The organism is Anaerospora sp. (assembly GCF_032013335.1).
GTDB lineage: Bacteria > Bacillota > Negativicutes > Sporomusales > DSM-15969 > Anaerospora.
On sequence record NZ_DALZUO010000033.1, the window covers coordinates 14,004 to 37,991 of the forward strand.

General features: G+C 47.0%; 24 protein-coding genes and 1 riboswitch. Of the genes, 2 read left to right on the forward strand and 22 right to left on the reverse strand.

Features of this window, described 5'->3' with window-relative positions; all coding sequences use genetic code 11:
* Positions 1-837, forward strand: a complete 837-nt coding sequence (rfbD, locus tag RTR76_RS18750) for a dTDP-4-dehydrorhamnose reductase (RefSeq protein WP_312523763.1) — start codon at positions 1-3, stop codon at positions 835-837.
* 58 nt (positions 838-895) lie between these two features.
* Here the strand turns inward: rfbD and RTR76_RS18755 are convergent, their stop codons facing one another.
* From RTR76_RS18755 to RTR76_RS18855, 22 genes are all read right to left on the reverse strand, one after another.
* Entirely contained in the window at positions 896-1,795 is a 900-nt protein-coding gene (locus tag RTR76_RS18755; RefSeq protein WP_312523765.1) for a dihydroorotate dehydrogenase, read from the reverse strand.
* Positions 1,789-2,562 carry a dihydroorotate dehydrogenase electron transfer subunit gene (locus RTR76_RS18760; RefSeq protein ID WP_312523768.1) on the reverse strand — a complete coding sequence of 258 codons (774 nt, stop codon included), beginning with the start codon at positions 2,560-2,562 and terminating at the stop codon, positions 1,789-1,791. The genes RTR76_RS18755 and RTR76_RS18760 overlap by 7 nt, the downstream gene beginning before the upstream one ends.
* The gene (carB, locus tag RTR76_RS18765; protein ID WP_312523777.1) at positions 2,563-5,775 is read right to left on the reverse strand and encodes a carbamoyl-phosphate synthase large subunit; all 3,213 of its coding nucleotides are present in this window, start codon (positions 5,773-5,775) and stop codon (positions 2,563-2,565) included.
* Complete coding sequence (carA, locus tag RTR76_RS18770; RefSeq protein WP_312523779.1) at positions 5,750-6,838, reverse strand: glutamine-hydrolyzing carbamoyl-phosphate synthase small subunit; 1,089 nt, start codon at positions 6,836-6,838, stop codon at positions 5,750-5,752. Before carA ends, carB begins: the two co-directional genes overlap by 26 nt.
* A complete protein-coding gene (locus RTR76_RS18775) occupies positions 6,835-8,121 on the reverse strand; it encodes a dihydroorotase (RefSeq protein ID WP_312523793.1) in 1,287 nt (428 codons plus the stop codon). Before RTR76_RS18775 ends, carA begins: the two co-directional genes overlap by 4 nt.
* Positions 8,105-9,058, reverse strand: a complete 954-nt coding sequence (locus tag RTR76_RS18780; RefSeq protein WP_312523794.1) for an aspartate carbamoyltransferase catalytic subunit — start codon at positions 9,056-9,058, stop codon at positions 8,105-8,107. The genes RTR76_RS18775 and RTR76_RS18780 overlap by 17 nt, the downstream gene beginning before the upstream one ends.
* Positions 9,059-9,354: 296 nt before the next feature.
* Positions 9,355-11,043 (reverse strand): HAMP domain-containing methyl-accepting chemotaxis protein, encoded by a 1,689-nt coding sequence (locus RTR76_RS18785; RefSeq protein WP_312523795.1) that lies wholly within the window; start codon positions 11,041-11,043, stop codon positions 9,355-9,357.
* Positions 11,044-11,196: 153 nt separating this feature from the next.
* A riboswitch (cyclic di-GMP riboswitch) is annotated at positions 11,197-11,284 on the reverse strand.
* Positions 11,285-11,297: 13 nt separating this feature from the next.
* On the reverse strand, positions 11,298-11,630 hold the full coding sequence (locus RTR76_RS20910) for a hotdog fold thioesterase (RefSeq protein WP_396145495.1): 333 nt from the start codon (positions 11,628-11,630) through the stop codon (positions 11,298-11,300).
* 112 nt (positions 11,631-11,742) lie between these two features.
* Positions 11,743-12,234, reverse strand: a complete 492-nt coding sequence (locus tag RTR76_RS18790) for an acyl-CoA thioesterase (RefSeq protein ID WP_312523796.1) — start codon at positions 12,232-12,234, stop codon at positions 11,743-11,745.
* Positions 12,235-12,371: 137 nt separating this feature from the next.
* Positions 12,372-12,785, reverse strand: coding sequence for a F0F1 ATP synthase subunit epsilon (locus RTR76_RS18795; protein WP_312523798.1), 414 nt, complete (start codon positions 12,783-12,785; stop codon positions 12,372-12,374).
* A 3-nt stretch (positions 12,786-12,788) separates the two neighbouring features.
* Complete coding sequence (atpD, locus tag RTR76_RS18800) at positions 12,789-14,207, reverse strand: F0F1 ATP synthase subunit beta (protein ID WP_312523799.1); 1,419 nt, start codon at positions 14,205-14,207, stop codon at positions 12,789-12,791.
* Between the two features lie 162 nt (positions 14,208-14,369).
* Complete coding sequence (gene atpG / locus RTR76_RS18805; protein WP_312523805.1) at positions 14,370-15,221, reverse strand: ATP synthase F1 subunit gamma; 852 nt, start codon at positions 15,219-15,221, stop codon at positions 14,370-14,372.
* A 6-nt stretch (positions 15,222-15,227) separates the two neighbouring features.
* Positions 15,228-16,757: a F0F1 ATP synthase subunit alpha gene (atpA, locus tag RTR76_RS18810; RefSeq protein ID WP_312523807.1), complete on the reverse strand. Its 1,530-nt coding sequence runs from the start codon at positions 16,755-16,757 to the stop codon at positions 15,228-15,230.
* A 2-nt stretch (positions 16,758-16,759) separates the two neighbouring features.
* Positions 16,760-17,326, reverse strand: a complete 567-nt coding sequence (locus RTR76_RS18815) for a F0F1 ATP synthase subunit delta (RefSeq protein ID WP_312523809.1) — start codon at positions 17,324-17,326, stop codon at positions 16,760-16,762.
* The gene (atpF, locus tag RTR76_RS18820) at positions 17,320-17,823 is read right to left on the reverse strand and encodes a F0F1 ATP synthase subunit B (protein WP_312523816.1); all 504 of its coding nucleotides are present in this window, start codon (positions 17,821-17,823) and stop codon (positions 17,320-17,322) included. The genes RTR76_RS18815 and atpF overlap by 7 nt, the downstream gene beginning before the upstream one ends.
* Before the next feature lie 70 nt (positions 17,824-17,893).
* Positions 17,894-18,145, reverse strand: a complete 252-nt coding sequence (gene atpE / locus RTR76_RS18825; RefSeq protein WP_132083249.1) for a F0F1 ATP synthase subunit C — start codon at positions 18,143-18,145, stop codon at positions 17,894-17,896.
* Between the two features lie 55 nt (positions 18,146-18,200).
* The gene (atpB, locus tag RTR76_RS18830; RefSeq protein ID WP_312523819.1) at positions 18,201-18,884 is read right to left on the reverse strand and encodes a F0F1 ATP synthase subunit A; all 684 of its coding nucleotides are present in this window, start codon (positions 18,882-18,884) and stop codon (positions 18,201-18,203) included.
* A 4-nt stretch (positions 18,885-18,888) separates the two neighbouring features.
* The gene (locus tag RTR76_RS18835) at positions 18,889-19,293 is read right to left on the reverse strand and encodes an ATP synthase subunit I (protein ID WP_312523821.1); all 405 of its coding nucleotides are present in this window, start codon (positions 19,291-19,293) and stop codon (positions 18,889-18,891) included.
* A complete protein-coding gene (locus tag RTR76_RS18840) occupies positions 19,293-19,511 on the reverse strand; it encodes an AtpZ/AtpI family protein (RefSeq protein ID WP_312523823.1) in 219 nt (72 codons plus the stop codon). The genes RTR76_RS18835 and RTR76_RS18840 overlap by 1 nt, the downstream gene beginning before the upstream one ends.
* A 328-nt stretch (positions 19,512-19,839) precedes the next feature.
* Complete coding sequence (gene wecB / locus RTR76_RS18845) at positions 19,840-20,991, reverse strand: non-hydrolyzing UDP-N-acetylglucosamine 2-epimerase (protein ID WP_312523826.1); 1,152 nt, start codon at positions 20,989-20,991, stop codon at positions 19,840-19,842.
* Between the two features lie 108 nt (positions 20,992-21,099).
* Entirely contained in the window at positions 21,100-22,128 is a 1,029-nt protein-coding gene (locus RTR76_RS18850; protein WP_312523828.1) for an MraY family glycosyltransferase, read from the reverse strand.
* 216 nt (positions 22,129-22,344) lie between these two features.
* Positions 22,345-23,004 carry a nucleotide pyrophosphohydrolase gene (locus RTR76_RS18855; protein ID WP_312523830.1) on the reverse strand — a complete coding sequence of 220 codons (660 nt, stop codon included), beginning with the start codon at positions 23,002-23,004 and terminating at the stop codon, positions 22,345-22,347.
* Between the two features lie 111 nt (positions 23,005-23,115).
* Here RTR76_RS18855 and RTR76_RS18860 point away from each other — a divergent pair, with 111 nt between their 5' ends.
* A complete protein-coding gene (locus RTR76_RS18860) occupies positions 23,116-23,880 on the forward strand; it encodes a serine hydrolase (protein WP_312523837.1) in 765 nt (254 codons plus the stop codon).
* Positions 23,881-23,988 lie beyond the last annotated feature (108 nt).

Sequence of the window (23,988 nt, forward strand, 5' to 3'; positions counted from 1 at the left end):
ATGAGAGTAGCGGTTACCGGTGCTAACGGCCAGCTGGGAAAGGAAATTGCCAGGCAGGGATGTGAGTACGAGCTGATTTTAACCGATTACGATACACTGGATGTTACCGATTATTTAGCCGTTACGGCATTTATGAAAACAGTAAAACCAGACGCTGTTATTCATTGTGCCGCCTATACCAATGTTGACGGTGCAGAAGCAGATTATGACGGAGCATTCCGCATCAATGCAGTGGGAACGCAAAATTTGGCTGCAGGCTGTTTGGAAACGGCTGCCAGAATGGTATATGTCAGTACCGATTACGTTTTTGATGGTCAAACCCGGCAGCCGTACAGGGAATTTGATCTTGTCAATCCTCAAAATGTATATGGCATTACAAAACGGCATGGCGAGGAGATTGTCAGACAGCTGCTGGGGCGTCACTATATTGTCCGTACAGCCTGGCTGTACGGCGAGGGCAACAACTTTGCCCGCACGATGCTTAATCTGGCTGCGAAAAATAGTACGCTGAAAGTAGTAAATGATCAGATTGGAACCCCAACTTCCACTGTTGACCTGGCAAAAACAATATTTGCGCTGCTAGCTACCGATGCTTATGGAACTTACCATGGAACATGCCAGGGCCAGTGCTCCTGGTACGAATTTGCCTGTGAGATTTTCCGTCAGACCGGTAAGCAAGTCAAAGTGCTGCCTGTTGCCACTGATGAATTTCCCCGGCCTGCCAAGCGTCCTGCCTATTCGGTCCTGGATAACTACATGCTGCGCATGACAGTTGGTGATCCGATGCGCAATTGGCAAAATGCGCTTGCAGACTATATAACCGGTTTAAACAAATAAGGTAATGTTAAAAGGGGCTTTCTCAAACATTTGAGAAAGCCCCTTTCTGTGTCAGCAACTACTGTAAATTTCCTACTATATCATTGATATGCTGTAACTTTCTTTTTTGTATATATTCCTGCATTCCCAGTGCAATGTCGGCAGCAGCGCGCGGATTGACAAGGCTGGCGGTACCAACGGAAATGGCAGCCGCACCGGCCAGCATAAATTCCAGCGCATCTTCGGCCGTCATAATGCCGCCCATACCGATAACCGGTATACGTACAGCCTGAGCTACCTGCCACACCATTCTAAGAGCTACCGGCTTCACGGCCGGCCCGGAAAGCCCTCCTACGACATTGCCCAGCACTGGACGCCATGAGTGAACATCAATTGCCATCCCAAGCAGCGTGTTAATCAGCGAAACGGCATCCGCACCGGCAGCTTCTACTGCTTTCGCTATCGTGACTATGTCCGTTACGTTAGGCGAAAGCTTAACAATAACAGGCAGTGACGTACTGTTTTTTACTGCCTGCGTTACAGCCGCTGCGCTTTCCGGGTCAACACCAAATGCCAAGCAGCCATTTTTTACATTGGGACAGGAAATATTCACTTCCAGCCCTGCCACACCGGCAACTGTTAATTTTTTAGCCATTAAAGCGTATTCTTCCACTGTATTGCCTGAAATGTTGGCAATAACCGGTACATCATACTGATTGAGCTGTGGCAGAATCTCTGCCAGAAACGCATCTACCCCCGGATTTTCCAGTCCTATGCAGTTCAGCATACCTGAGGGAGTTTCCGCAATACGCCTCCCCTGATTACCGCTGCGTGCTTCCAGCGTCAGTCCTTTAACGGCAATGGCCCCTATCGCATTTAGATCAATAAAGTCCTTGTATTCGAGACCAAAGCCAAACGTACCCGATGCAGCGATAACGGGCGTTTTCATTTGGATTCCGGCAACTGTAACAGCTAACATCCGCCAAATACCTCCCCTGCCTTAAAGACAGGCCCTTCTGTGCAAACTTTGCGCCGCTTGCCGCCTGTTCCCGCACAGCTGCAGGCCAGGCAGCCGCCCAAACCGCAAGCCATGTATTCTTCCAGCGATACCTGACAGGCAATATTATATTGCTTAGCAATCCGGGCCGCCTGTTCCATCATCGGGCGGGGACCGCATGTATAAATTTGATCAAAATTTCCTGTTTTTATCAGTTCAGGCAATACATCAACCGTATATCCACGGGTACCTGCCGTACCGTCATCGGTTGTCAGCCGAAGCTGGTCACAGACGGGAGCAAAAACGTCTTCCCAGAACAATTCATCCTTGGTTCTCCCACCCATTAGGACAGTGATGGGCCTGGGGCAAAGCGCTTTAGCGAGATATACGAGGGGCGCCAGCCCCATTCCGCCGCCCACAAGCAGCGGTCGCTCGCACTCAAGTGCAAAGCCTTTTCCCAGCGGCCCCAGGCAATCGAGATGCTCTCCTACTGGAACACCGGAAAGAAAAGCTGTTCCCCCGCCTACAATACGATAAATCAAGTCCAGTGTTCCCGCTGACTGGTCTGTATCAGCAATACTGATTGGTCTTCGTAAGAGTGGCGCTGTCAGATTATTAACTTTCAGGTGTACAAATTGCCCCGGCTGAGCAGCGGCAGCCATACGGGGAGCGTGAATCACCAGCCGGTATACACCGGCAGCAATCAATTCATTAGCAGCAACAACCGCTTCTTCCAACCTAGCCGTCAATTAGTTTCCCTCCCTTATATAGTCTTGCAAAGCTTTCACTCTGACAATATTCTTTCCTTTAGTTAATTCGAGTACATTAAGCATTTCCCTTGCCGTATCAATGGAAGTAAGACAAGGTACGGCATGTTCAACAGCGGCGCGGCGGATTTTAAAGCCATCCCGCTCGGGCAGCTTGCCTCTTGTTAAAGTGTTGACTACCATGTGAATGTGACCGTCTTTAATATAATCAGCAATATTGCGGCCTTCTTCATGTACTTTGTGCACCTGCTCCACCTCAAGGCCCAGTTGGCGCAGATGCCCGGCAGTACCGGAGGTTGCCGCCAGACGATATCCTAACTGCACAAACCGTTGTGCCAGCGTACCGGCTTCTTCTTTATCCCTGTCGGCAACAGTCAATAATACGGTCCCTGCTGCCGGTATATTCATACCAGCTGCGGTAACTGCCTTATACAGGGCTGCACCATACTGATGGTCAATCCCCATGACTTCACCAGTCGATTTCATTTCCGGCCCAAGTGAAATCTCGACAAGACCCATTTTAGCAAAGGAGAAGACTGGCGCTTTAACAGCAATGTACGGTCTGTCCGGCAGCAAGCCCGATGACCAGCCCATACCGGCTAAAGTTTCGCCAAGAGCAATCCGGGTAGCAAGCTTGACCATCGGTACTCCGGTAACTTTGCTCAGAAAAGGGATTGTCCGGCTGGAGCGGGGGTTTACTTCTAATACGTACACGTCTTCATTTACTACAACATACTGAATGTTGATCACACCGCGAACTGCAAGCCCCAGCGCCAATGCACGGGTGTAAGAAGTAATGGTATCGATTACTTCCCGGCTCAGATTCTGCGGAGGATAGACTGCAATGCTGTCGCCTGAGTGTACACCGGCCCGCTCAATGTGTTCCATAATTCCCGGGATCAACACGTCCTGGCCATCGGCAATCGCATCAACTTCCACTTCCCGGCCTACCATATACCGGTCAATAAGCACCGGATGCTCAGGTGAGGCATGGACTGCCTCAGTAAGATAGCTCAGCAATTCTTCATCGTGATAGACAATCTCCATTGCCCTGCCGCCAAGCACATATGAAGGGCGAACAATCAGCGGATAGCCAAGTTCCTTAGCTGCTGTAAGCGCTTCACCTACACCTGTCACACTGGCACCGCGGGGTCTGGGAATATTCAGTTCCTCCAGCAGTTGATCGAATTTTTCGCGATTTTCCGCTCTATCAATATTTTCTACACTTGTTCCTAAAACAGCAACTCCAGCCTTATGGAGCGGTGCTGCCAGATTAATGGCCGTTTGCCCGCCGAATTGCACAATAACACCGTCAGGCTGCTCTTTATCGGTTATATTAAGTACATCTTCAGGAGTAAGCGGTTCAAAATACAGGCTGTCGGAAGTATCAAAATCGGTACTCACCGTCTCCGGGTTATTGTTGATGATAACGGAAGTAACGCCTGCTTCCCTGAGCGCCCAGGCCGAGTGTACCGAGCAATAGTCAAATTCAATTCCCTGGCCGATCCGGATCGGTCCTGAGCCAAGAACGAGCACCTTCCGTCCCGCTGCCGGAGTAACCTCATCCTGCTCGGCGTAGGTTGAGTAATAGTAAGGGGTAAGCGACTCAAATTCGGCAGCACAGGTATCTACCATTTTATAGCTGGGAGTAATGCTAAATTCGTAACGCATCTGTCTGATAGCAGCTTCATCACTGCCAGCAAATCTTGCAATGGAGCGATCGGCAAAGCCTATTTTCTTAGCATCTGCCAGCAATTCAGCAGTTAAGGAGCCGTTACGCAGCTGCTGCTCGATGGTAATAATGCGATTAATTTTTTCTATAAAGAACCGGTCAATTCCGGTGATCTTGCGAATTTCATCACCCGGTACCCCCTGACGAAGCGCTTCGGCAACAACGAAGATCCGCTCATCATCGGCACTGTGCAGTTGATCGATAATCTCTTGTTTGGACAATTGGGCCAATGCAGGAAGCTCCAGATGACTAAGTCCTATTTCCAGTGACCGGATGGCTTTGAGTAAGGCGCCCTCAAAAGAGCGGTCAATGGCCATTACTTCTCCGGTTGCTTTCATTTGCGTTCCTAGTGTACGGTCAGCTAAGTTAAATTTATCAAAAGGCCAACGGGGGAATTTTACTACTACATAATCCAGTGCCGGTTCAAAGCAGGCTTTTGTTTTGCCTGTAACAGCATTTTCTATCTCATCCAGCCGGTAACCAATCGCTACTTTGGCAGCTACTTTGGCAATGGGATAGCCTGTCGCCTTGGATGCCAGAGCACTGGAGCGGCTGACGCGGGGATTCACTTCAATCACATAGTAATGGTCGCTTAAAGGATCGAGGGCATATTGAACGTTACAACCGCCTTCAATTCCTAGGGAGCGGATAATCCTGAGGGAAGCCGTACGGAGCAGTTGGTATTCATGATCACTTAACGTTTGAGATGGAGCGGCAACAATGCTGTCTCCCGTATGAATACCAACAGGATCGAAGTTTTCCATATTGCAGACAATAATGCAGTTATCTGCACCATCACGCATTACTTCGTACTCAATTTCTTTCCAGCCGGCTACGCTGCGTTCTACGAGGATTTGCCCAATAGGGCTGTGCAGAATCCCGCGCTGGGCAATATCGGTCAATTCTTCCACTGAGTGGGCAATACCGCCGCCTGTGCCCCCCATAGTATAGGCCGGGCGGACAATCACGGGATAGCCGATTTGTGCGGCAAAGGCAAGTGCATCGTCAACTGCTTCGATGATTGCGCTTTCCGGCACAGGCTGACCAATGCTCTCCATTGTCTCTTTAAATAATTCCCGGTCTTCTGCCTTCTTAATAGCCTCCAAAGGAGTACCAAGCAATCGTACGCCATATTCAGCCAAGATGCCCCGCTCAGCAAGCTTGACTGCTAAATTAAGACCAACCTGTCCCCCCAGTGTTGCTAATAGCCCGTCAGGCCGTTCTTTGCGAATAACCTCTGCCACAAAATCTGCCGTCAACGGCTCAATATACACCCTGTCGGCCATATCGGCATCTGTCATAATGGTGGCTGGATTGCTGTTGATCAGCACCACTTCCAGTCCTTCTTCCCGTAACGCCCGGCAGGCTTGCGTACCGGCATAGTCAAATTCAGCAGCCTGGCCAATAATAATCGGTCCAGAGCCAATTACCAGTACTTTACGCAGGTTGGTTAATTTGGGCATTTTCGTTCCCCCTTATGATTGCCAAGAATTGTTCAAACAAGTAGACACTGTCATCCGGGCCAGGTGCCGCTTCCGGATGGTACTGTACAGAGAAAACTGGTAAATTGCGGTGCCGGAACCCTTCAACCGTACCATCATTTACCGCTCGGTGGGTGATCACCAGATCTTTACCTGCCAAGGACTGTTCATCAACGGCATAACCGTGATTTTGCGACGTAATGTACACTCTGCCTGTGGCAAGATCCTTTACCGGGTGATTAGAGCCACGGTGTCCGAATTTCAATTTATACGTGTCGCCCCCCAGCGCCAATGCCAGTAATTGATGACCAAGACATATGCCGAACATAGGCTTTTTGCCGATCAATTGGCGAATGGTTTCAATTGCAAAGGGTACATCTTTGGGATCTCCAGGTCCGTTAGAGAGAAAAATTCCGTCAGGCTGTAAGGCCATCACTTCTTCAGCAGTCGTCCGGGCAGGCAGTATGGTCAGCTTAAAGCCTGCCGCAGCCATGGACTGGAGAATATTGCGTTTGATGCCATAATCGAGTACGGCAATATGGGGGCCCTCAGAACCCATGTGATAAGTCTCCTGCGTGGTGACCTGCAGCACCGTATCAGTAGGCAATTCGGTTTGCAGCAGCCTGGCTATCTCGGCTTCTTCCAAACCTTCAGGAACGATAATTCCCTTCATCGCTCCATTTGTGCGCAGCACCTTGGTCACTGCCCGGGTATCTACCCCGTATAGGCAGGGAATATTGCGCTCTTTCAGATAACCTGCCAGCGTCCCCTCATTCTGCCAGTTGCTGGGATCGCCGCACAGCTCACTCACGATAAAACCTCGGACAAAAGACTGGCGGGCCTGCTCGAAAATTCCGGACACACCGTAATTACCAATCAGCGGATAAGTCATCGTGACAATCTGCCCGCAATAAGAAGGGTCAGTCAGCACTTCCTGATAGCCGGTCATGCCGGTGTTAAATACCGCTTCGCCTACTGTTTTTGTTTCAAACAGCAGCTTTCCTTTAAAGCGGCTGCCATCTGCCAGAATTAATTGACCTTTCATGCCAGCACCTCCCCGTTTCTCATGATTATAGTACCGCCTACCAGAACAGCTACTGCTTTTCCTCTCAGCTGCCGTCCTTCGAAGGGCGTATGCTTTCCTTTTGTATAAAAATTGCTGCTGTCAACTGTCCACAGCTGTTCAGGGTCAATCAAGGTAATGTCAGCCGTTTTACCGACAGCAAGGACTCCTGCATCTAACCGCAGAATATTGGCAGGTCTAACAGCCATAGCGGTAATAATCCCGGTCATGCTTATTTGACCGGTATGATACAGTTCGGTAAGAACAACACCTAGCGATGTTTCCAACCCGGCAAATCCGCTTGGCGCATACCTGAATTCTACATCCTTTTCCTCAAAGGCGTGCGGTGCATGATCAGTAACGATTGCATCCAATGTTCCATCCTGCAGTCCCGCAATCAGTGCCTGACGGTGATCTTCTGACCGGAGAGGCGGATTTACCTTCGTCGCCGTGTCAAAGGTGCGTACCGCTTCATCAGTCAGAGTCAGGTGATGTGGAGTTACTTCTGCCGTTACCTTTACGCCCCGCTGTTTTGCCTGACGAATTAATTCAACTGCGCCTTTCGAACTGACATGAGCAATATGCACCGCGGCACCTGTGTATTCAGCCAGTAAAATATCGCGGGCTGTTGAAATATCCTCGGCCACTGCCGGCCGCCCTTTTAAGCCAAGCATTGCCGACACAGTCCCCTCATGCATAAAGCCTTCACCGGCTAATGATTCATCTTCAGCATGAGAGATAATCACTTTATCGAACATGTTCGTGTATTCAAGCGCTGTCCGCAGCAGTCCGGCACTATGAACATACCGGCCATCATCAGAGAATGCAACGGCCCCAGCTGCTGCCATATCTCCTATTTCAGCCAGTTCCTTTCCCTCCTGCCCTTTGCTTACCGCTCCAATGACTTTTAAGTTAATTACACCTTCCGATTGCGCCCGCTGCTTGAGTCCCTCCACAAGAATAGAATTATCAATTACCGGCTTAGTATTAGGCATGCAGGCTATACTGGTAAATCCGCCGGCTGCTCCTGCCCTTGTGCCTGAAGCAACATCTTCTTTTGCTTCAAGGCCGGGATCACGCAAATGGACATGCATATCAATCAGACCGGGAGCCACCACCAGCCCAGCCGCATCCAGTACCAGACATTCTGTTGTTTCAACTTCTCCCATTGCGACGATCACCCCGTCTTCAATAAGGATGTCTCCCATTTCATCCATATTTTTAGCGGGGTTAACAATCCGGCCCCCCTTAATTAGCAGTTTCAATGTTTTTCCCTCCCATCAGTGTCAAGAAAAGTATTGCCATACGGATCGCCACACCATTTTTCACCTGTTCCTGAATGGTAGACTGATCGCCGTAAGCCACGTCAGGTGCAATTTCCAGCCCCCGGTTCATTGGCCCTGGATGCAGCACCAGGGCATCGGGCTTAGCCAGCTTCAGACGGGCTGCATTCAGGCCGAAGATGCGGGCGTATTCGCGTGCAGAAGGAAACAGGCCTTTATGCTGCCGTTCTTTTTGGATACGCAGCACATTCACTACATCTGCGCCATCCAGCGCTGCTTCCACCCGGTGATGGACCGTTACTCCCATCTGCTCCATATCACGAGGCAGCAGAGTCGCCGGCCCGGCAATATGAACCTCTGCCCCCAATTTACGCAAGCCCCAGATATTGGACCGTGCTACCCTGCTATGGAGAATATCTCCCAGTATAGCTACCTTTAGTCCGGCTACCGTTTGTTTCTTTTCACAGATCGTATAGAGATCCAGCAAACCCTGAGTAGGATGTTCATGGGCTCCGTCGCCGGCATTGATAATCACCGGACTTACTGCTTTTGCAGCATAATGCGCCGCTCCCTCTGCCTCATGGCGCATGATAATTGCATCTACGCCCATTGCTTCTACCGTAAGAAGGGTGTCTCTCAAGCTTTCTCCTTTTACGACGCTGCTGGCACTTGTTGTGATATTCACCACATCGGCCCCTAAGTATTTTCCGGCCAGTTCAAAGGAAGTGCGCGTACGCGTGCTCGGCTCAAAGAAAAGGTTAATGACAGATTTTCCTCTAAGTGTAGGCAGTTTTTTAATGTCACGGGCTATTACGTTTTTCATTTCCTTAGCAGTATTCAAGATAAGCTGCATCTCTTCGGCAGTCATAGTCTCTAGTCCTAAAATATCTTTGCCGCGAATAGAAGTAGCTGTTTTCATGGACAAGCCTCCCCGATTTTTTATTTAGGCAATAAAAAAGCCTTCTTGCCCTGTGCTTAGGCAAGAAGGCATAAATCCTTCCTGGTTTTCCCTTGCTAGTCTCACAGGACCAACTTAAAAGGTAGTATCTACTTTTTTGTAAATAAAAAAGCCTTTTTGATCCTGGATAGGCGCAAAAAGGCTTGCATAAACGCAATTATTCCCCTTTCCAGCCTCACAGGACTAGGTTAAAGGCATCATTCAGTTATATGAATAGTAGCAGAGAATTGGCAGCTTGTCAAGTAAAACACTTCCTGTTAGAGCGTGAACTTCGTTATCGTTACTTGCAAATCTGCAGCCATATCAGCTAATGCTTCACTGGCAGCTGCAATTTCCTGCATGGAGGCAGATTGCTCTTCCGTTGCCGCCGAGACAGTCTGCGTTTGTCCGCTGGTTACCCGGCTTACCTCGCCAACTTCGCTAATCGAAGTTGCAATCTGTGCACTGCTGGCAACAACAACCTGTACAGAAGCAGTGATATCTTGAATTTGACCAGCCATTTTGCCGACCAGAGCAGAAATATCCTGGAAGGATCTTCCTGCGGTATTGACTACTTGCGTACCCGTGGTTACCTCCCGAGTACCGGCATTCATGGCAATTATCGCTTTATTCGTTTCCGCTTGTATTTCATGAATCAGCGAAGCAATTTGCTTTGTTGCAGTCTGAGACTGTTCGGCAAGCTTTCTAACTTCTTCTGCAACAACAGCAAAGCCCCGGCCTTGCTCCCCGGCTCTAGCAGCCTCAATAGCAGCATTTAAGGCAAGTAAATTTGTTTGCCCTGCAATAGCAGCAATCGTATTGACGATTTGCCCAATTTCTTTAGAGCGCTCACCAAGAGCAGAGATTACGGCAGACGATTCAGCAACTGTTTGATCAATTGTAGTCATTTGCTTAATTGCCGCTTCAATGGCCTCGCCGCCTTTTTGGGCTGCAGCTGCCGTTTGCTTGCTTACAGTCGTTGTGCTGTCTGCATTGAATGCAATTTGGCGTACCTGAGCTGTCATTGTATCAATAATCTGCAGTGTATCACTAATACTTTGCCGCTGTTGATCCGTTCCTTGTGCTACCTCGGTTATTGTGCCAGCAACCTGGGTTGCAGCCAGAGCAGATTGTTCGGCACTCGCAGTCAATTCTTCCGAAGATGCTGCAACTTGTTCCGCCGAAACGGAGACTTGTTGAATAATCATGCGCAGGTTTAGCAGCATCGTATTAAAAGAATTAGCGAGCTTACCAATTTCATCCTCAGACTGATAGGAGATTGACTGCATTGTCAAATCGCCATTGGCTATTTGACTAGCAGCTTCTGCAACTTCTCGAACCGGGCGTGATATACTCCGGGAAACAAAATAGGCAATTAAAATGGATAACAGGATAACTATTATGTTTACAATAACGAGCATAAGTCTCGAATTTGCGGCATCTTCTGCATATTTTTCCTGTTCCTGTGCGGCGTACGCTTCATTCAGTCTTACTAAATCTTCTGTTGCACTCATGGCAGCTTTATACGGTTTACCTGCCTGCTGCATATAGCTTGCTACCTCATCCAGCTTATTGGCCTGTTTGGCAGCTATTGATTTTTCAGCGATTTCCTCATAGGCAGCTTTTTCATTTTTTATCGCTCGTAAATGCTCCTTGACTGTTTCTGTGCTGACATTCTTCTCCAACCACGCCATTTTTTCATTTGCTTTTTCCTTATAGCTGTTATATACCGAAATATCACTGGGATCACCGGTAAAATTGAAGCGGCGCATAACAACCGCTTCATTAGCGATATCTGCCGCTATCCCCTGTACCATTTCCATTTTATATATGTTAATCTTACTAAACACCTGATAGGAGGAGGTTATTTCACCAATTTTCCAATATGTAAATCCACTCATCATAATAACAAGTGTTAAAACCACCAGAAATCCACTGCCGATCTTTTTTGCTACTGTCCATTTCATAGTAAATCGTCCCTTTCTGATTATTGCCTTATAAATAATAAAATTAATTATTTGTTGCGATTCCCCCCTATCGCAATTTAAAATGATTCACACTGCAGCAAGGGTAATATATAAGAAAAAAATGCAAAAAACCAGGTACATACGAATTAAATTCGTAGCAACCTGGCAGTCATTACCTTTTTTCAGTATTAGACCCATGGCTTTGCGTCCTTACTTTTCAATAAGTTTGCTGCAGTTTGACATTTTTTTCATTTTCATCCCATAATTCGACATTTTGACTTAAAATCCTGTGTGCAATATCGTTTTGCGGATAATATTATTTGTTTATAGAAATTATACCGATCGTACACCGAGAAAATACATATTAGTTTGTGTTCTTCATCGAGAATTTTCATTTCCCACACCATTGTAGTGCGGCCCTTATGCAGAGGAACTCCAACAGCTGTAACCATGCCTTCACGCTTTGACCGAATATGATTGGCGTTGATTTCTAAACCAACGGCATAGTGAGTGGACTGATCAATTAGATTATACGCACCCAAACTGGCAACACTTTCTGCCAGTACACTGATGCACCGCCATGTAATAAGCCAAAAGGCTGAAGGGTAGCGTTATTAACAGGCATTGTGGCGGTTATCTTATCCGGTAAAACTTCCTATTCCTAATACTTCTAAGATAGTATTAGGATAAACTGATGTTTCAATCGCCATTTTTTGTCTCCGCTCCTTTCTGCTCCTGTTTATAGGACAAATATCGCTGCTGCGCCGCTTCCCAGGAGCGGCGCTCCTCCTCAGTTCGCACTTCCAAAGCTGGCACCTGCAGGGGATGACCCTGATCATCGAGTGCAACAAAAGTAAAAAAACCTGTCAATGCAATTTTAGCCGGTTCTTCCTTAGACAAATCCTCAACAGTTACGGTCACGGATATTTCCATTGAGCTTTTGCCGACAAATGTTAATTCGCCATAGCAGGTAATAACATTGCTCACCCTAATAGGATGAAGGAACTTCAAGGAATCCACTCTCGCTGTTACGATATTTGTACGGGCATGCCGGCAGGCAACAACTCCGGCCGTGTTATCCATTAATTTCATTATTTCACCGCCATGAACATTTCCGGATGGATTAGCATGTTCCGGCATCATAATATTTGACATAATGACTCTGGACTGATCAACTGTTTTGGAATTCATATATTTCCTCCTAGCATGTGCAATACACCAATGTGCCTTTCTCGTCAAATGAAGCTAAATCCTGCCTTTGTTGATGTGTATAGTATTTACTAATTTAGCGGAAAAGAAAAACAACCCCAAATCTGGGGTTGTTTTTCTTAAAAATGCTTACTGTGTTCAGCCACACGCAGACGCACAATCGCCCGTCTTAGTGCTGCTTCTGCACGGGTAACGTCAATGCTGGAATCAGCAGCCTTCAAGCGGCCTTCCGCTCTTTCTCTGGCAGCTTCAGCTCGCGCAATATCGATTGTTTCGGGCAGCTCGGCGCAAGCAGCCAATATGGTTACTTTATCAGGCCGAACTTCCATGAAACCGCTGCAAAGAACGATTTCAGTTTCCCCCTCATCAGTCAGAATGCGCAGAGGCCAAATATCCAATCCAGCAATTAACGGTGCATGCCCTGGCAGAATACCGATATCGCCGTTAGTAGCACGGGCAATAACCATATTAACATCTGCTGAGTATGCTATTTTATCAGGGGTGACAATGTCCAGTCGGATCGTCTTGGCCATGTCTTATTCCCCCTTCATTGTGCGCGCCTTTTCCACCGCTTCGTCAATAGTGCCTACCATGTAGAATGCCGATTCAGGCAGGTCATCATGTTTACCGCTGATAATTTCTTTAAATCCGCGGATCGTTTCCTTCAGTGGCACATATTTGCCAGGAGTGCCGGTGAAAGCCTCAGCAACGAAGAAAGGCTGGCTAAGGAATCTTTGAATCTTCCGGGCCCGGCTTACGGTCAGCTTATCATCATCAGACAGTTCTTCCATCCCCAGGATGGCAATGATATCCTGAAGTTCCTTATAGCGCTGCAGAACTTCCTGCACGCCGCGGGCAACTTCATAATGCTCTTCGCCAAGTGTAAGAGGATCAAGAATACGGGAAGTGGAGTCCAGAGGATCCACTGCCGGATAAATCCCCAGCTCGGCAATTTGCCTGGATAATACCGTAGTAGCATCCAAATGAGCAAATGTTGCTGCCGGAGCAGGGTCAGTCAGGTCATCGGCCGGTACATATACAGCTTGTACAGAAGTGATTGAACCACTCTTAGTAGAGGTAATCCGTTCCTGCAGAGCACCTACGTCAGTACCCAGCGTCGGCTGATAGCCTACAGCAGAAGGCATACGGCCAAGCAGCGCCGATACCTCTGAACCTGCCTGAATAAAGCGGAAAATGTTATCAACAAACAGCAGTACGTCCTGTCCCTGCTGATCACGGAAATACTCAGCCATAGTCAGAGCAGTAAGCGCTACGCGCATACGGGCTCCAGGCGGCTCGTTCATCTGCCCGTATACAAGAGCAGTTTTCTCGATAACGCCTGATTCCTTCATCTCTTCCCACAAATCATTTCCCTCACGGGTCCGCTCGCCTACACCGGCAAATACCGAGTAGCCGCCATGCTCAGTTGCAATGTTACGGATGAGTTCCATGATTAGAACGGTCTTGCCAACACCTGCACCACCAAAGAGTCCAATCTTACCACCTTTAGCATAAGGAGCGATAAGGTCAACAACCTTTATCCCTGTTTCCAGGATGGCTGTAGCGGAAGACTGATCTTCGAAGCTAGGTGCCGGACGATGGATTGGCCATTGGGCAGAAGCTTGCACTTCAGCATCACTATTATCAACCGTCTTACCTAATACATTGAATATCCGGCCCAGAGTGCCTTGGCCAACAGGTACGGTAATAGGAGCACCGGTGTCGATTGCATCCATACCACGAGTCAAACCGTCTGTGGAGCTCATAGCTACGCAGCGAACGGTATTATCGCCCAAGTGTTGCATAACTTCAGCAGTCAGCTCTACCTTAAGCTCGCCCGATTGTCCCTGAATTTTGATGGCATTATATATTTCAGGCAACTGTTCCGGGGGAAATGTAGCATCAACAACAGGTCCAATAACTTGGATTACTTTACCTACATGTTCTTTTGTCATGTGTCGGGTTCCCCCTCCTTACTTGCCAAGTCTGCCGCTAACAGTCCATCTGCGTCGTTGTTAGTCCAGGCGCTTCTTCCGCGTACTGCCAGTACTGCTCCAGTCGCGTCCTCCTGCCGCCTAGCATATGAACTATTATCGACAGCCTTGGGGGTTAGTTTATTATTTTAACGCTTCTGCGCCGCCAACGATCTCGGAAAGCTCGCGAGTGATAGTCGCCTGGCGCACTTTGTTGTAATTGAGTACCAACTTAGCTATTAATTCCTGAGCATTATCCGTTGCTGAGCCCATTGCCGTCATACGGGAGCCGAGTTCACTGGCTGCCGCCTGAAGCAAAGCGCCGTAAATAACTGTTTCCAAATATTTGGGAAGCAATTGATTAAGCACTTCAGCCGCTGACGGTTCAAAGATATATTCACCCTGAACGTCTCCAGCTGCAGCTTGACTATCGTCAACTGGCAATAGCTTCAATGTTGTTGGTTTTTGGTTAATCGGTGAAATAAACCGGGTATAAACCAGGTGCACTTCATCCAATTCACCGGCAGCAAAACGGTTAGCCACATCTGCTGCTAAAGTAACGGCATGATGATATTCCGGTTTTTCTGAAAAACCGCTGTATTCACCAATGACATTATAGCTTCTGCGGCGAAAATAATCGCGTGGTTTGCGACCAACAGTGATCAGCTCAACATTGTCTTTGCCTCGTACCTGAGCGACAGCTTCCTTCATCAGGTTAGACGTATAAGCCCCTGCCAAGCCTTTATCGGCACCGATAACCAAATAGCCGGTCTTATTAACTTCCCGGACAACTAAAAGAGGATGCTCAGCATCACGGACACTGGCGGTCACGCTTGCCAGCACTTCCTGGATTTTTTCGGTATAAGGACGACTGGCACTTGCCCGTTCCTGAGCCCGGCGCAGCCGCGCTGCAGCAACCATTTTCATGGCTTTGGTAATCTGCTGGATGTTTTTTACGCTTTTAATGCGGCGGCGTATGTCCCGTGCACTAGGCATATATCATCACCTCGCCGCGCCTTTAGTATAAGAAACAAATGTATCTTTGAATTCTCTAATTGCTTTCTTAAGTGCTTCCTCAGTAGCGCTGTCAAGAGCCTTCTTTTCACGAATGGTCTTAGAAATTTCAGCATAATTACCACGCATGAACTTCAGGAAGTCGTGCTCAAATTTAGTTACGTCTTCTACTGCAAGATCATCAAGATAACCGTTTACAGCAGTATAAATAACCATTACCTGCTCTTCAACAACCAGCGGCGAATACTGAGACTGTTTCAGGATCTCCGTAGTACGTTGACCCCGATCAATTTGGGCTTTCGTCGCTTTGTCCAAATCGGAACCGAATTGCGCAAAAGCGGCTAATTCGCGATACTGAGCCAGATCGAGACGAAGTCTGCCCGCAACTTGCTTCATAGCCTTGATTTGCGCCGAGCCGCCTACGCGGGATACGGACAAACCAACGTTAATGGCAGGACGGATACCGGAGTAGAATAATTCACTCTCCAGGAATATCTGACCATCAGTAATAGAAATAACGTTTGTCGGAATGTATGCAGAAACGTCGCCTGCCAATGTTTCGATAATAGGCAATGCAGTAATGGAACCACCGCCCAATTCTTCAGAAAGCTTGGCAGCCCGCTCTAATAAACGGGAATGTAGATAGAATACGTCGCCAGGATATGCTTCGCGGCCTGGAGGACGACGTAACAGCAGTGACATGGCCCGGTATGCTACGGCATGTTTGGATAAATCATCGTATACGCACAGAACAGCTTGTCCTTTGTACATGAAGTATTCACCCATAGTAACACCTGCATAAGGTGCCAAATATTGCAGCGGTGCACTATCAGAAGCAGTCGCAGCTACAACGATCGTGTATTCCATGGCGCCGGCTTCTTCCAAAGTCCGGACAACACGGGCAACAGTAGAAGCTTTTTGGCCAATCGCTACATAAATACAAGTCACGCCTTGGCCTTTTTGATTCAGAATCGTGTCAATCGCTACAGCCGTCTTACCGGTGCCGCGGTCGCCAATGATCAGTTCCCGTTGGCCACGGCCAATTGGAACCATCGAGTCAATCGCTTTCAAGCCTGTTTGCATTGGCTCCTTAACCGACTGGCGGTCAGCAATGCCAGGGGCCTGATATTCTACCGGACGGAATTCAGTCGTATTGATTGCACCTTTGCCATCAATTGGCTGACCAAGAGCATTAACAACACGACCTACCATAGCCTCACCAACAGGTACCTGCATGATGCGGCTGGTGCGGCGAACTGAGTCGCCTTCTTTAATTTCTGTCTCGCCGCCCAAAAGCACGGCACCTACATTATCTTCTTCCAGATTAAGAACCATGCCGTAAATGTTGTGAGGGAATTCTAACAACTCACCGGCCATAGCTTTTTCCAAACCGTGTATACGGGCAATTCCGTCGCCTACTTCAATAACAGTGCCGACATCATCAACGTTGAGGTCTACTTGGTATTGCTCTATTTGCTGCTTGATGATAGCCGTAATTTCTTCTGGCCTCATTTTCATACTCAGCTTGTCACCCCAATCTTAGTCACTTCAGTTCTGAGCAGCGCTTGTTCAAACGCTTTCAGTTGACGGACAATACTGCCGTCAATCAGTTTATCGCCAATTTTTACAACTACGCCACCAATGATTGCCGGATCGACAACCGTTTTGATCGCTACAACCTGTCCGGTAACCTTACTGAGCTTCATTCCAAGCTGTTCTTGCTCAGCTTGTGATAAAGGCAGCGCGGTTGTAACCTCTGCTTCGACAATATTGCGAGCTTTGTTAGCAAGAATCACATATTCACGAATGATTCCTTCTATTACAGTTTCGCGCCGTTTATCGACCAGCAACAGGAGAAAGTTGCAAACAAAATCAGTTAATTCACTGCCAAACACTTTTCTAATCGTATCTTTTTTGGCATCCACCGGAACACGGGGATGATAAATCAATGTGGCCAAATCCGCCTGAGCCTTAATGGTTTCTTCCACCATTAACAGTTCTTTTTCAACCTGGTCAAGTAGATTCTTCCCTTGGGCCAGTTCAAAAATTGCCTGGGCATAGGTAGTAGCCAACTGATTACTTAACATGACAAACCACCTATTTTCCGCTCATCCAGCTTGTCAATGAACTCACTGACAAGTTTGGCATTAACATCAGAGTCCATATTCTTGGCAATCAGCTTACCTGCTGCTGCCATAGATAAGGAGACCACTTCGCCGCGCAATTGGGCTAAGGCTTTTTCGCGCTCGCGGATAATTTCTTCCTGGGCCACTTTTTTCTCACGCTCAATTTGGGCGCGAACTTCCTGAAGCTGACGCTGTGCTTCCTGTTCAGCCTGTTTAGTAGCTTTTTCAACGATAGCCTGCGCTTGCACGCGAGCCTCAGCTAACTGGTTCTGATATTCCTGTCTGAACTGCTCAGCACTCGCCTTTTCCTGCGCAGCTTTTTCCAGGTCGGATGCAATGCGAGTCTGACGTTGTTCCAGAATTTGCATCAAAGGTTTATAAGCGAATTTTGCTAAAATAGCAACAAGCAAAAGAAAATTTATGATTTGCGCTATGAGCGTCGCATTCAAATCAACCAACGAGGGCCCCTCCTCTTTCCGGCGTGTAAGAGGGGCGACGGATAATTAGTCCGTCGCCCTTATAACGCTATTACTTAATGAACGGATTGGCGAATACAAGCACGATGGCAATAACGGCAGCGATGATTGGAATAGACTCAATCAAACCAACCGAAATGAACATAGTGGTCATAATTGAACCTTTCGCCTCAGGCTGTCTTGCAATACCCTCAATAGCTTTGGCAGTAACTTGACCGTCACCCATAGCCGCACCAAAAGCGGACAGGCCGATAGCCAACGCGGCCGCGATCACTGAGGCAGCAACAATAATTGCGTGTTCCATAAAAAATTCCTCCTTTCATGTTATATCATAAATACTCTATATAAGGGATAGAGGATTAGTGATGGTCTTGTAATACACTGGACAAATAAGATATCGACAACATGGTAAAAATGAATGCCTGAATAACACCCACAATTACACTGAAGCCCAGCCATATTACCGATGGGATCGGCATCCATATCGGCAGCAGACTGCCTAAAATAATGATCAAAATTTCACCGGCCAGAATATTTCCGAATAGACGGAAGGAAAGCGTAACCGGTTTAGAAATTTCTTCAATGATATTAATTGGTAAGAAAAATACATTTGGCGTAATAAAGTGTTTAAAATGACCTAAGCCTTTATTCCAAATCCCCAGAAGATTTACAATAAGTACAATCATCAACGCCAACCCTAAAGTTGTGTTGAGGTCATTCGTAGGTGATGTAAAGCTTGGCACTAAGCCCAGCCAGTTGCCAACCAGTAAAAATAAGAACAGCGTAATCAGCAAAGGGGCGACTTTCTTCCCTTTTGGCCCGATCGTACCTACTATCTGGACCATCAAAGCTTCAACAAGGTATTCAACACCATTTTGCCAGCCCCGGGGTACCATTTCCAGACGCCTAGTAGCTAAGACAGCAATAAAAATGACAATTGCCATCGTCAGCCAGGTCATGTACAACGTATCAAGATTGAACGTCAAGCCGGCAAAATGAGCCAGTTTATGAGCGCCAATCTCATGTCCTCCACCATGCTCCATAATTTCACTCCTTTCTTACAGAATTTGCTCGTTTTGAGGTATAATGCCTGGACACAAAAAGCGCAGCCTCAAGCACGATTATAAATTGAAGCGAGAATAGTCCCACTACCGCTGCCAAAAAATGAATACCAGGAATCTTCAGAGAAAGAATTAGAACAAGAACAACAAAAATCAGCCTGATTAACCAACCGGCCCGCATATACGATACTGCTTTAGCCGGCACCAGTTCAGAACTCTTAAATATGCGATAGCTCATGAGCATAAAATAAACAATACTGGCACCTGCACCAACTATAAATCCAAGTATCCAGCTTTCATTACCAGTTCCATACAAGCCAACAACAAACAGTACTATCCATGCTAAAAGATGAGTCAATATGCGCTTTAACAAACCTATGTATTCATTCATTATTCTTGCTTTTCCATTACCTTTTTATAAGTTGCCCATATTCCTGCAACCATTCCTAATACAATGCCGCTAACGGCTCCCCACGGATAAATAGCAAGCCATTCGTCACACAGTCTGCCCAAGAAGAGTCCAACTGCAACTGCGGCCACTATACTCAAACCCATATTACCAACCATGCTTATCGCCGCAAAAAGCTGCTCCCGGTCCTTATTTTCCATATGACCCACCGCCTGGCTGACTTTTATGAATATTATATACGTTCCTTACCGAAATATCAACAAAACGGGAAATCTGCGCGAAAATAAAACACCTAGGCTTATCTTGCGAATACGCAAAAACAACCTAGGCGTAACATACTATTATCTTTTCTCTGTTAAAGAAAAGACCGCAAGTTACATAGTTCGCAAACTATTTCCGGCGAAAAATGCAGGATCTGATATCACCAAAATAACATCACATGCTGTATACCGCCTTATATGGGTATATTTCGCCGTATTATTGCAAATTCCTGCAGATTATTTAAAAAATTCTATTTTTCTTTTAAAATTAAATAAAGTATTGTGGCTGCTTTCGGCAAAGACCATACCGGTACAGAATAGACTGTACAATTCGCTGGGCTGCCTTACCGTCACCATAGGGATTTACGGCATTGGACATCCGTTCGTATTCACTCCGGTCAGCAAGCAACTGTCTCGTTTCCTGATAAACTCTTTCGCGTTCCGTACCAATCAGTTTAACTGTTCCTGCTGCTACCGCCTCAGGGCGTTCTGTCGTATCGCGCAAGACTAGTACCGGCTTAGCCAGTGACGGAGCCTCTTCCTGAATTCCACCAGAGTCAGTCAGCACCAGATACGAGCGGGCAATTAAATTAGCAAAGGGTTGGTAGTCAAGGGGATCTATCAAATGTACGCGGGCCATCCCTCCCAGCTCCTGACTCACCACTTCACGGACAAGCGGGTTTTTATGTACAGGGAACACGACTTCCACATCATCAAATTCAGTAACGATCTGCTTAAGAGCCTGATAAACATGACGCATCGGTTCTCCCAGATTTTCCCTGCGGTGAGTTGTCACCAGAATAACCCGCCGGTTTTGATAGTCAATACCAGCCAGCAGTGGATCAGTAAATCTATAGTTTTCATCAACAGTTTTTATCAACGCATCAATGACCGTATTACCAGTAACGAATATATTTTCGGTATTTACTCCTTCACCAAGCAAATTATCGCGGGAGCCTGCTGTAGGAGCAAAGTGATAGTCCGTCAGCACTCCTGTGAGGCGGCGATTCATTTCCTCCGGAAAAGGGGAATATTTATTGCCTGTTCGCAGCCCTGCCTCCACATGACCAATTGCAATCTGGTGGTAATAAGCCGCAAGCGAACCTGCAAAAGTAGTGGTAGTATCCCCATGGACAAGGACCAAGTCGGGCTTTTCCTCCTCAAACACAGCATTCAGCCCCTGCATGCCCCGGCAGGTGATATCAAACAGCGTTTGTCCCTGGCACATAATATCCAGGTCATGATCAGGGGTTATTGAAAATAAATTCAATACCTGGTCAAGCATCTCCCTATGCTGAGCCGTTACTGCTACTATGGGAGTTATGTATTCCGGATAACGGGTCAATTCAAGCACAACCGGTGCCATTTTAATAGCCTCAGGGCGGGTTCCAAACACAGTCATTACTTTGATGCGCGACATGATACAATTCCTCCTTGATATCGGGACCATTACAGGTATCCCGTTTCACTTCACCAAAAATGTACAAAAGGCGGGCCTACGCCCGCCCCCTTCAAGGACATTTTTTGCTTAATGGCTCTCTACTGAGTCAGTGCTCTTTAAAACGCCAATCTTTTTAGCGCCAATGATGCATGCTGTCATTAAAAGAACAACAATACAAGCGCCAAGAAACGTATTGACTTCCGTAAGAGCAATAGCACTCAGACCCAGACAGCCGCTAATAACATACATAAGCAATACTGCCTGTTTTTGCGTCAGTCCCATTTCCAGCAGCCGGTGATGAAGATGTCCTTTGTCCGGCTTAAAGATGGGCCGCCCGCTCATATAGCGGCGAATGATCGCAAAGGCTGTGTCCATGATGGGTAGCCCCAGTGCCACGATCGGCACAAACAAAGCAATAGTAGCGGCACTTTTCACCGTTCCCATGATGGAAACGGCAGCAAGCATATACCCTAAAAACATACTGCCCGTATCACCCATAAAAATCTTGGCAGGATTGAAGTTATGCTGCAAGAAGCCTAACGCAGCACCGGCCAGAGCGGCGGTTAAAATCGCAACTGTCCAGAAATTCTGCTGCAAAGCAACTAGCAAAATTGTAATAGAAGCAATCGTAGATACACCTGCGGCCAAGCCGTCTAAGCCGTCAATCAAATTAACGGTATTCGTCAATCCTACTACCCATAATATCGTAAGCGGCACTGAAAAATAGTCCACATACAGCATTTCACCAAAAGGATTGGTGAGCCATTCGATGCGAACATCAAACAGTATCAGTACAACGGCAGCAAGAATTTGACCAAGCAGCTTAACCTTGGGTGACAGTTGCTTCATATCATCAATAATACCAACCATCAAAATAACCGTACCGCCCAAAAGCAAGCCGGCAATTTCATGGCTGATATGCATACTTGCCAGCACAGCCAATACAAAGCCAAAATAAATAGCTAATCCACCCATGCGGGGGATCGGTTTTTTATGAACTTTACGAGCGTCAGGCGCATCAAGTGCTCCCGCTTTTACAGCTAAATTTTTTACCCATGGCGTTGAAAAATATGCTACAGCCAACGCTACCGTAAATGCAACCCAATACGTTTGCATCAGTACCACCTCATTTCTATTGCAAACTTAAGGTTTAACCTCTTCATAAAAGAAGCTGCGTGAACTACAACAGATACGCAACAGTCCAATTGTACCTTACAGGTGCGAGACTTGTCAATTGACAGCAGCCATAGCCTCTAGGCCTCACAGTTAGTATTTTCATTATTGCCATGTATAATGCATAGGAAAAGGCAAAATACCCCGAATAATGGCGGATTAAGCACAATAACCCTTGCGGCGGAGCTTCGCCACATGCCCGCGCAGCAATTCTTCCACATCTACCTCATAACGTTCGGCTAGGATATACATCATAGTAAAGCAGCACTGAGCAACATCAAGCAATTCTTCCGCACAGCCCGCCAATACTTCACTGTCACTTAGCCGGCTGGCTTCTCCTGAAGCCCCTGACTGCTTACCGAGAAATTGCGTTAATTCCCCGATTTCTTCTTGTATTTTACATACCGTTGTCAACAGCGTGACCTGGTCCAGCGACAGGCGTGGGAGATTAAGAGACTTAAAGTTGCCTGAAGTAGCAATGCAATACGATTTAGTGACATCATAGCTGTATCCCTTGTCGCGCAGTTTTGTTAGATGTTCTCCAATGAGGGCATCTGCCCGGACCTGATAGAAATCTTCCATGACAAAAATCATCGTGACACAAGTCTGCGCTACATCCAAAAGTTCTTCCGAAACATCACCGAGCAAGCTTGCTGCTGAGCTGTGACGAGCAACATCAACAGGTGATAAGTGTTCATAAGGTAGGAATTTGAGCACCGCTCTGGCCAATTCACCCGCTTCTTCCATTGCTTTCCATAGCGTTGAATCCATCGTTGGCCTCAGATTATTCAATTTGGGCAAATAAATTGTATCAAGCATAATTACCTCTCCGATTTAATGACAGCCATCCGAAAAAATTGTATCATATTTAGGAGAGCCAGTTCAAGAATTTTGGATTTTTAACATAATCCACTTTATGAGGTGATTTCCTTGCTAAAAAAAGCAACCTTGCTTCTTTTGTTTTCTTTAACCCCACTTTGTGTTTCTGCCGCTTCGCTGCCGCCCAAAGAAGTAGTGAATGAACTGAAGCAATTTGATGGTAAAATTGGTTTTTATGCCAAGAACCTGAAAACAAGCAAAACCATTGAATATGGTCAGGATACTGTTTTTCCTACCGCTTCGACCAGCAAACTCGTGGTGGCAATGGCTGTATACAAATATATGTACGATCAGGCGCCATTCGCAAAAAAAGATTTATACAGCTCTGATATCGGCTACATGATGCGGATAAGCGATAATGATTCCTTTTATGAATTGTTAGAGGAAATCAAGGCAATTAAGCCCGATGCACTCAAGCAAGTCACAAAAGACTTGCGGCTCAAACAAACCCGCATACATAATGAAGAGGCTTTTAAAAAGTACCAGTACCACAGTGTTACTACGCCTTACGAAATGGCCAAGGTGTTTGAAAACATTAACGCGGAACGGTACTTAGGTAAAGAAAAATCGCTCAACCTTAAAAACAATTTGGCCAATACGATCTTTCACGATGAGATACCACGCTATATGCAGACACCGGTCATGCACAAAGTCGGCCAGCTTGATGATGTGCTGTGCGATGTGGGTATTATTGACGATGGCCGGGATCAAATTCTGGTCAGTGTCTACACGATTGCCGACAATCCTGATTATGCCAGTGACTTCATAGCTAAAGTCGCGGCAAAGGCGTATAATGCCTTGCGCACCAGTAAGTGAACGTGTTCGTACTTTTGTCATCGCAACAAAAGTACCAAAAATGCTAGGCCAAGTCTTCCAAAAGACTTGGAAAAAAGTCACCTTACTAAAATCCGTGAAACTCGCTGC

What these genes read in the sequence shown, in the direction of transcription:
- RTR76_RS18855 (WP_312523830.1), bottom strand. Translation starts at nt 23,004, where the DNA reads ATGCTTGATACAATTTATTTGCCCAAATTGAATAATCTGAGGCCAACG.
- RTR76_RS18780 (WP_312523794.1), bottom strand. Translation starts at nt 9,058, where the DNA reads ATGAAAACAGCTACTTCTATTCGCGGCAAAGATATTTTAGGACTAGAG.
- atpG (WP_312523805.1), bottom strand. Translation starts at nt 15,221, where the DNA reads ATGCCTAGTGCACGGGACATACGCCGCCGCATTAAAAGCGTAAAAAAC.
- RTR76_RS18755 (WP_312523765.1), bottom strand. Translation starts at nt 1,795, where the DNA reads ATGTTAGCTGTTACAGTTGCCGGAATCCAAATGAAAACGCCCGTTATC.
- RTR76_RS18785 (WP_312523795.1), bottom strand. Translation starts at nt 11,043, where the DNA reads ATGAAATGGACAGTAGCAAAAAAGATCGGCAGTGGATTTCTGGTGGTT.
- atpD (WP_312523799.1), bottom strand. Translation starts at nt 14,207, where the DNA reads ATGACAAAAGAACATGTAGGTAAAGTAATCCAAGTTATTGGACCTGTT.
- RTR76_RS18795 (WP_312523798.1), bottom strand. Translation starts at nt 12,785, where the DNA reads ATGGCCAAGACGATCCGACTGGACATTGTCACCCCTGATAAAATAGCA.
- RTR76_RS18815 (WP_312523809.1), bottom strand. Translation starts at nt 17,326, where the DNA reads ATGTTAAGTAATCAGTTGGCTACTACCTATGCCCAGGCAATTTTTGAA.
- rfbD (WP_312523763.1), top strand. Translation starts at nt 1, where the DNA reads ATGAGAGTAGCGGTTACCGGTGCTAACGGCCAGCTGGGAAAGGAAATT.
- carA (WP_312523779.1), bottom strand. Translation starts at nt 6,838, where the DNA reads ATGAAAGGTCAATTAATTCTGGCAGATGGCAGCCGCTTTAAAGGAAAG.
- wecB (WP_312523826.1), bottom strand. Translation starts at nt 20,991, where the DNA reads ATGTCGCGCATCAAAGTAATGACTGTGTTTGGAACCCGCCCTGAGGCT.
- RTR76_RS18835 (WP_312523821.1), bottom strand. Translation starts at nt 19,293, where the DNA reads ATGAATGAATACATAGGTTTGTTAAAGCGCATATTGACTCATCTTTTA.
- atpB (WP_312523819.1), bottom strand. Translation starts at nt 18,884, where the DNA reads ATGGAGCATGGTGGAGGACATGAGATTGGCGCTCATAAACTGGCTCAT.
- RTR76_RS18850 (WP_312523828.1), bottom strand. Translation starts at nt 22,128, where the DNA reads ATGCAAACGTATTGGGTTGCATTTACGGTAGCGTTGGCTGTAGCATAT.
- atpA (WP_312523807.1), bottom strand. Translation starts at nt 16,757, where the DNA reads ATGAAAATGAGGCCAGAAGAAATTACGGCTATCATCAAGCAGCAAATA.
- carB (WP_312523777.1), bottom strand. Translation starts at nt 5,775, where the DNA reads ATGCCCAAATTAACCAACCTGCGTAAAGTACTGGTAATTGGCTCTGGA.
- RTR76_RS18790 (WP_312523796.1), bottom strand. Translation starts at nt 12,234, where the DNA reads ATGAATTCCAAAACAGTTGATCAGTCCAGAGTCATTATGTCAAATATT.
- atpE (WP_132083249.1), bottom strand. Translation starts at nt 18,145, where the DNA reads ATGGAACACGCAATTATTGTTGCTGCCTCAGTGATCGCGGCCGCGTTG.
- RTR76_RS18840 (WP_312523823.1), bottom strand. Translation starts at nt 19,511, where the DNA reads ATGGAAAATAAGGACCGGGAGCAGCTTTTTGCGGCGATAAGCATGGTT.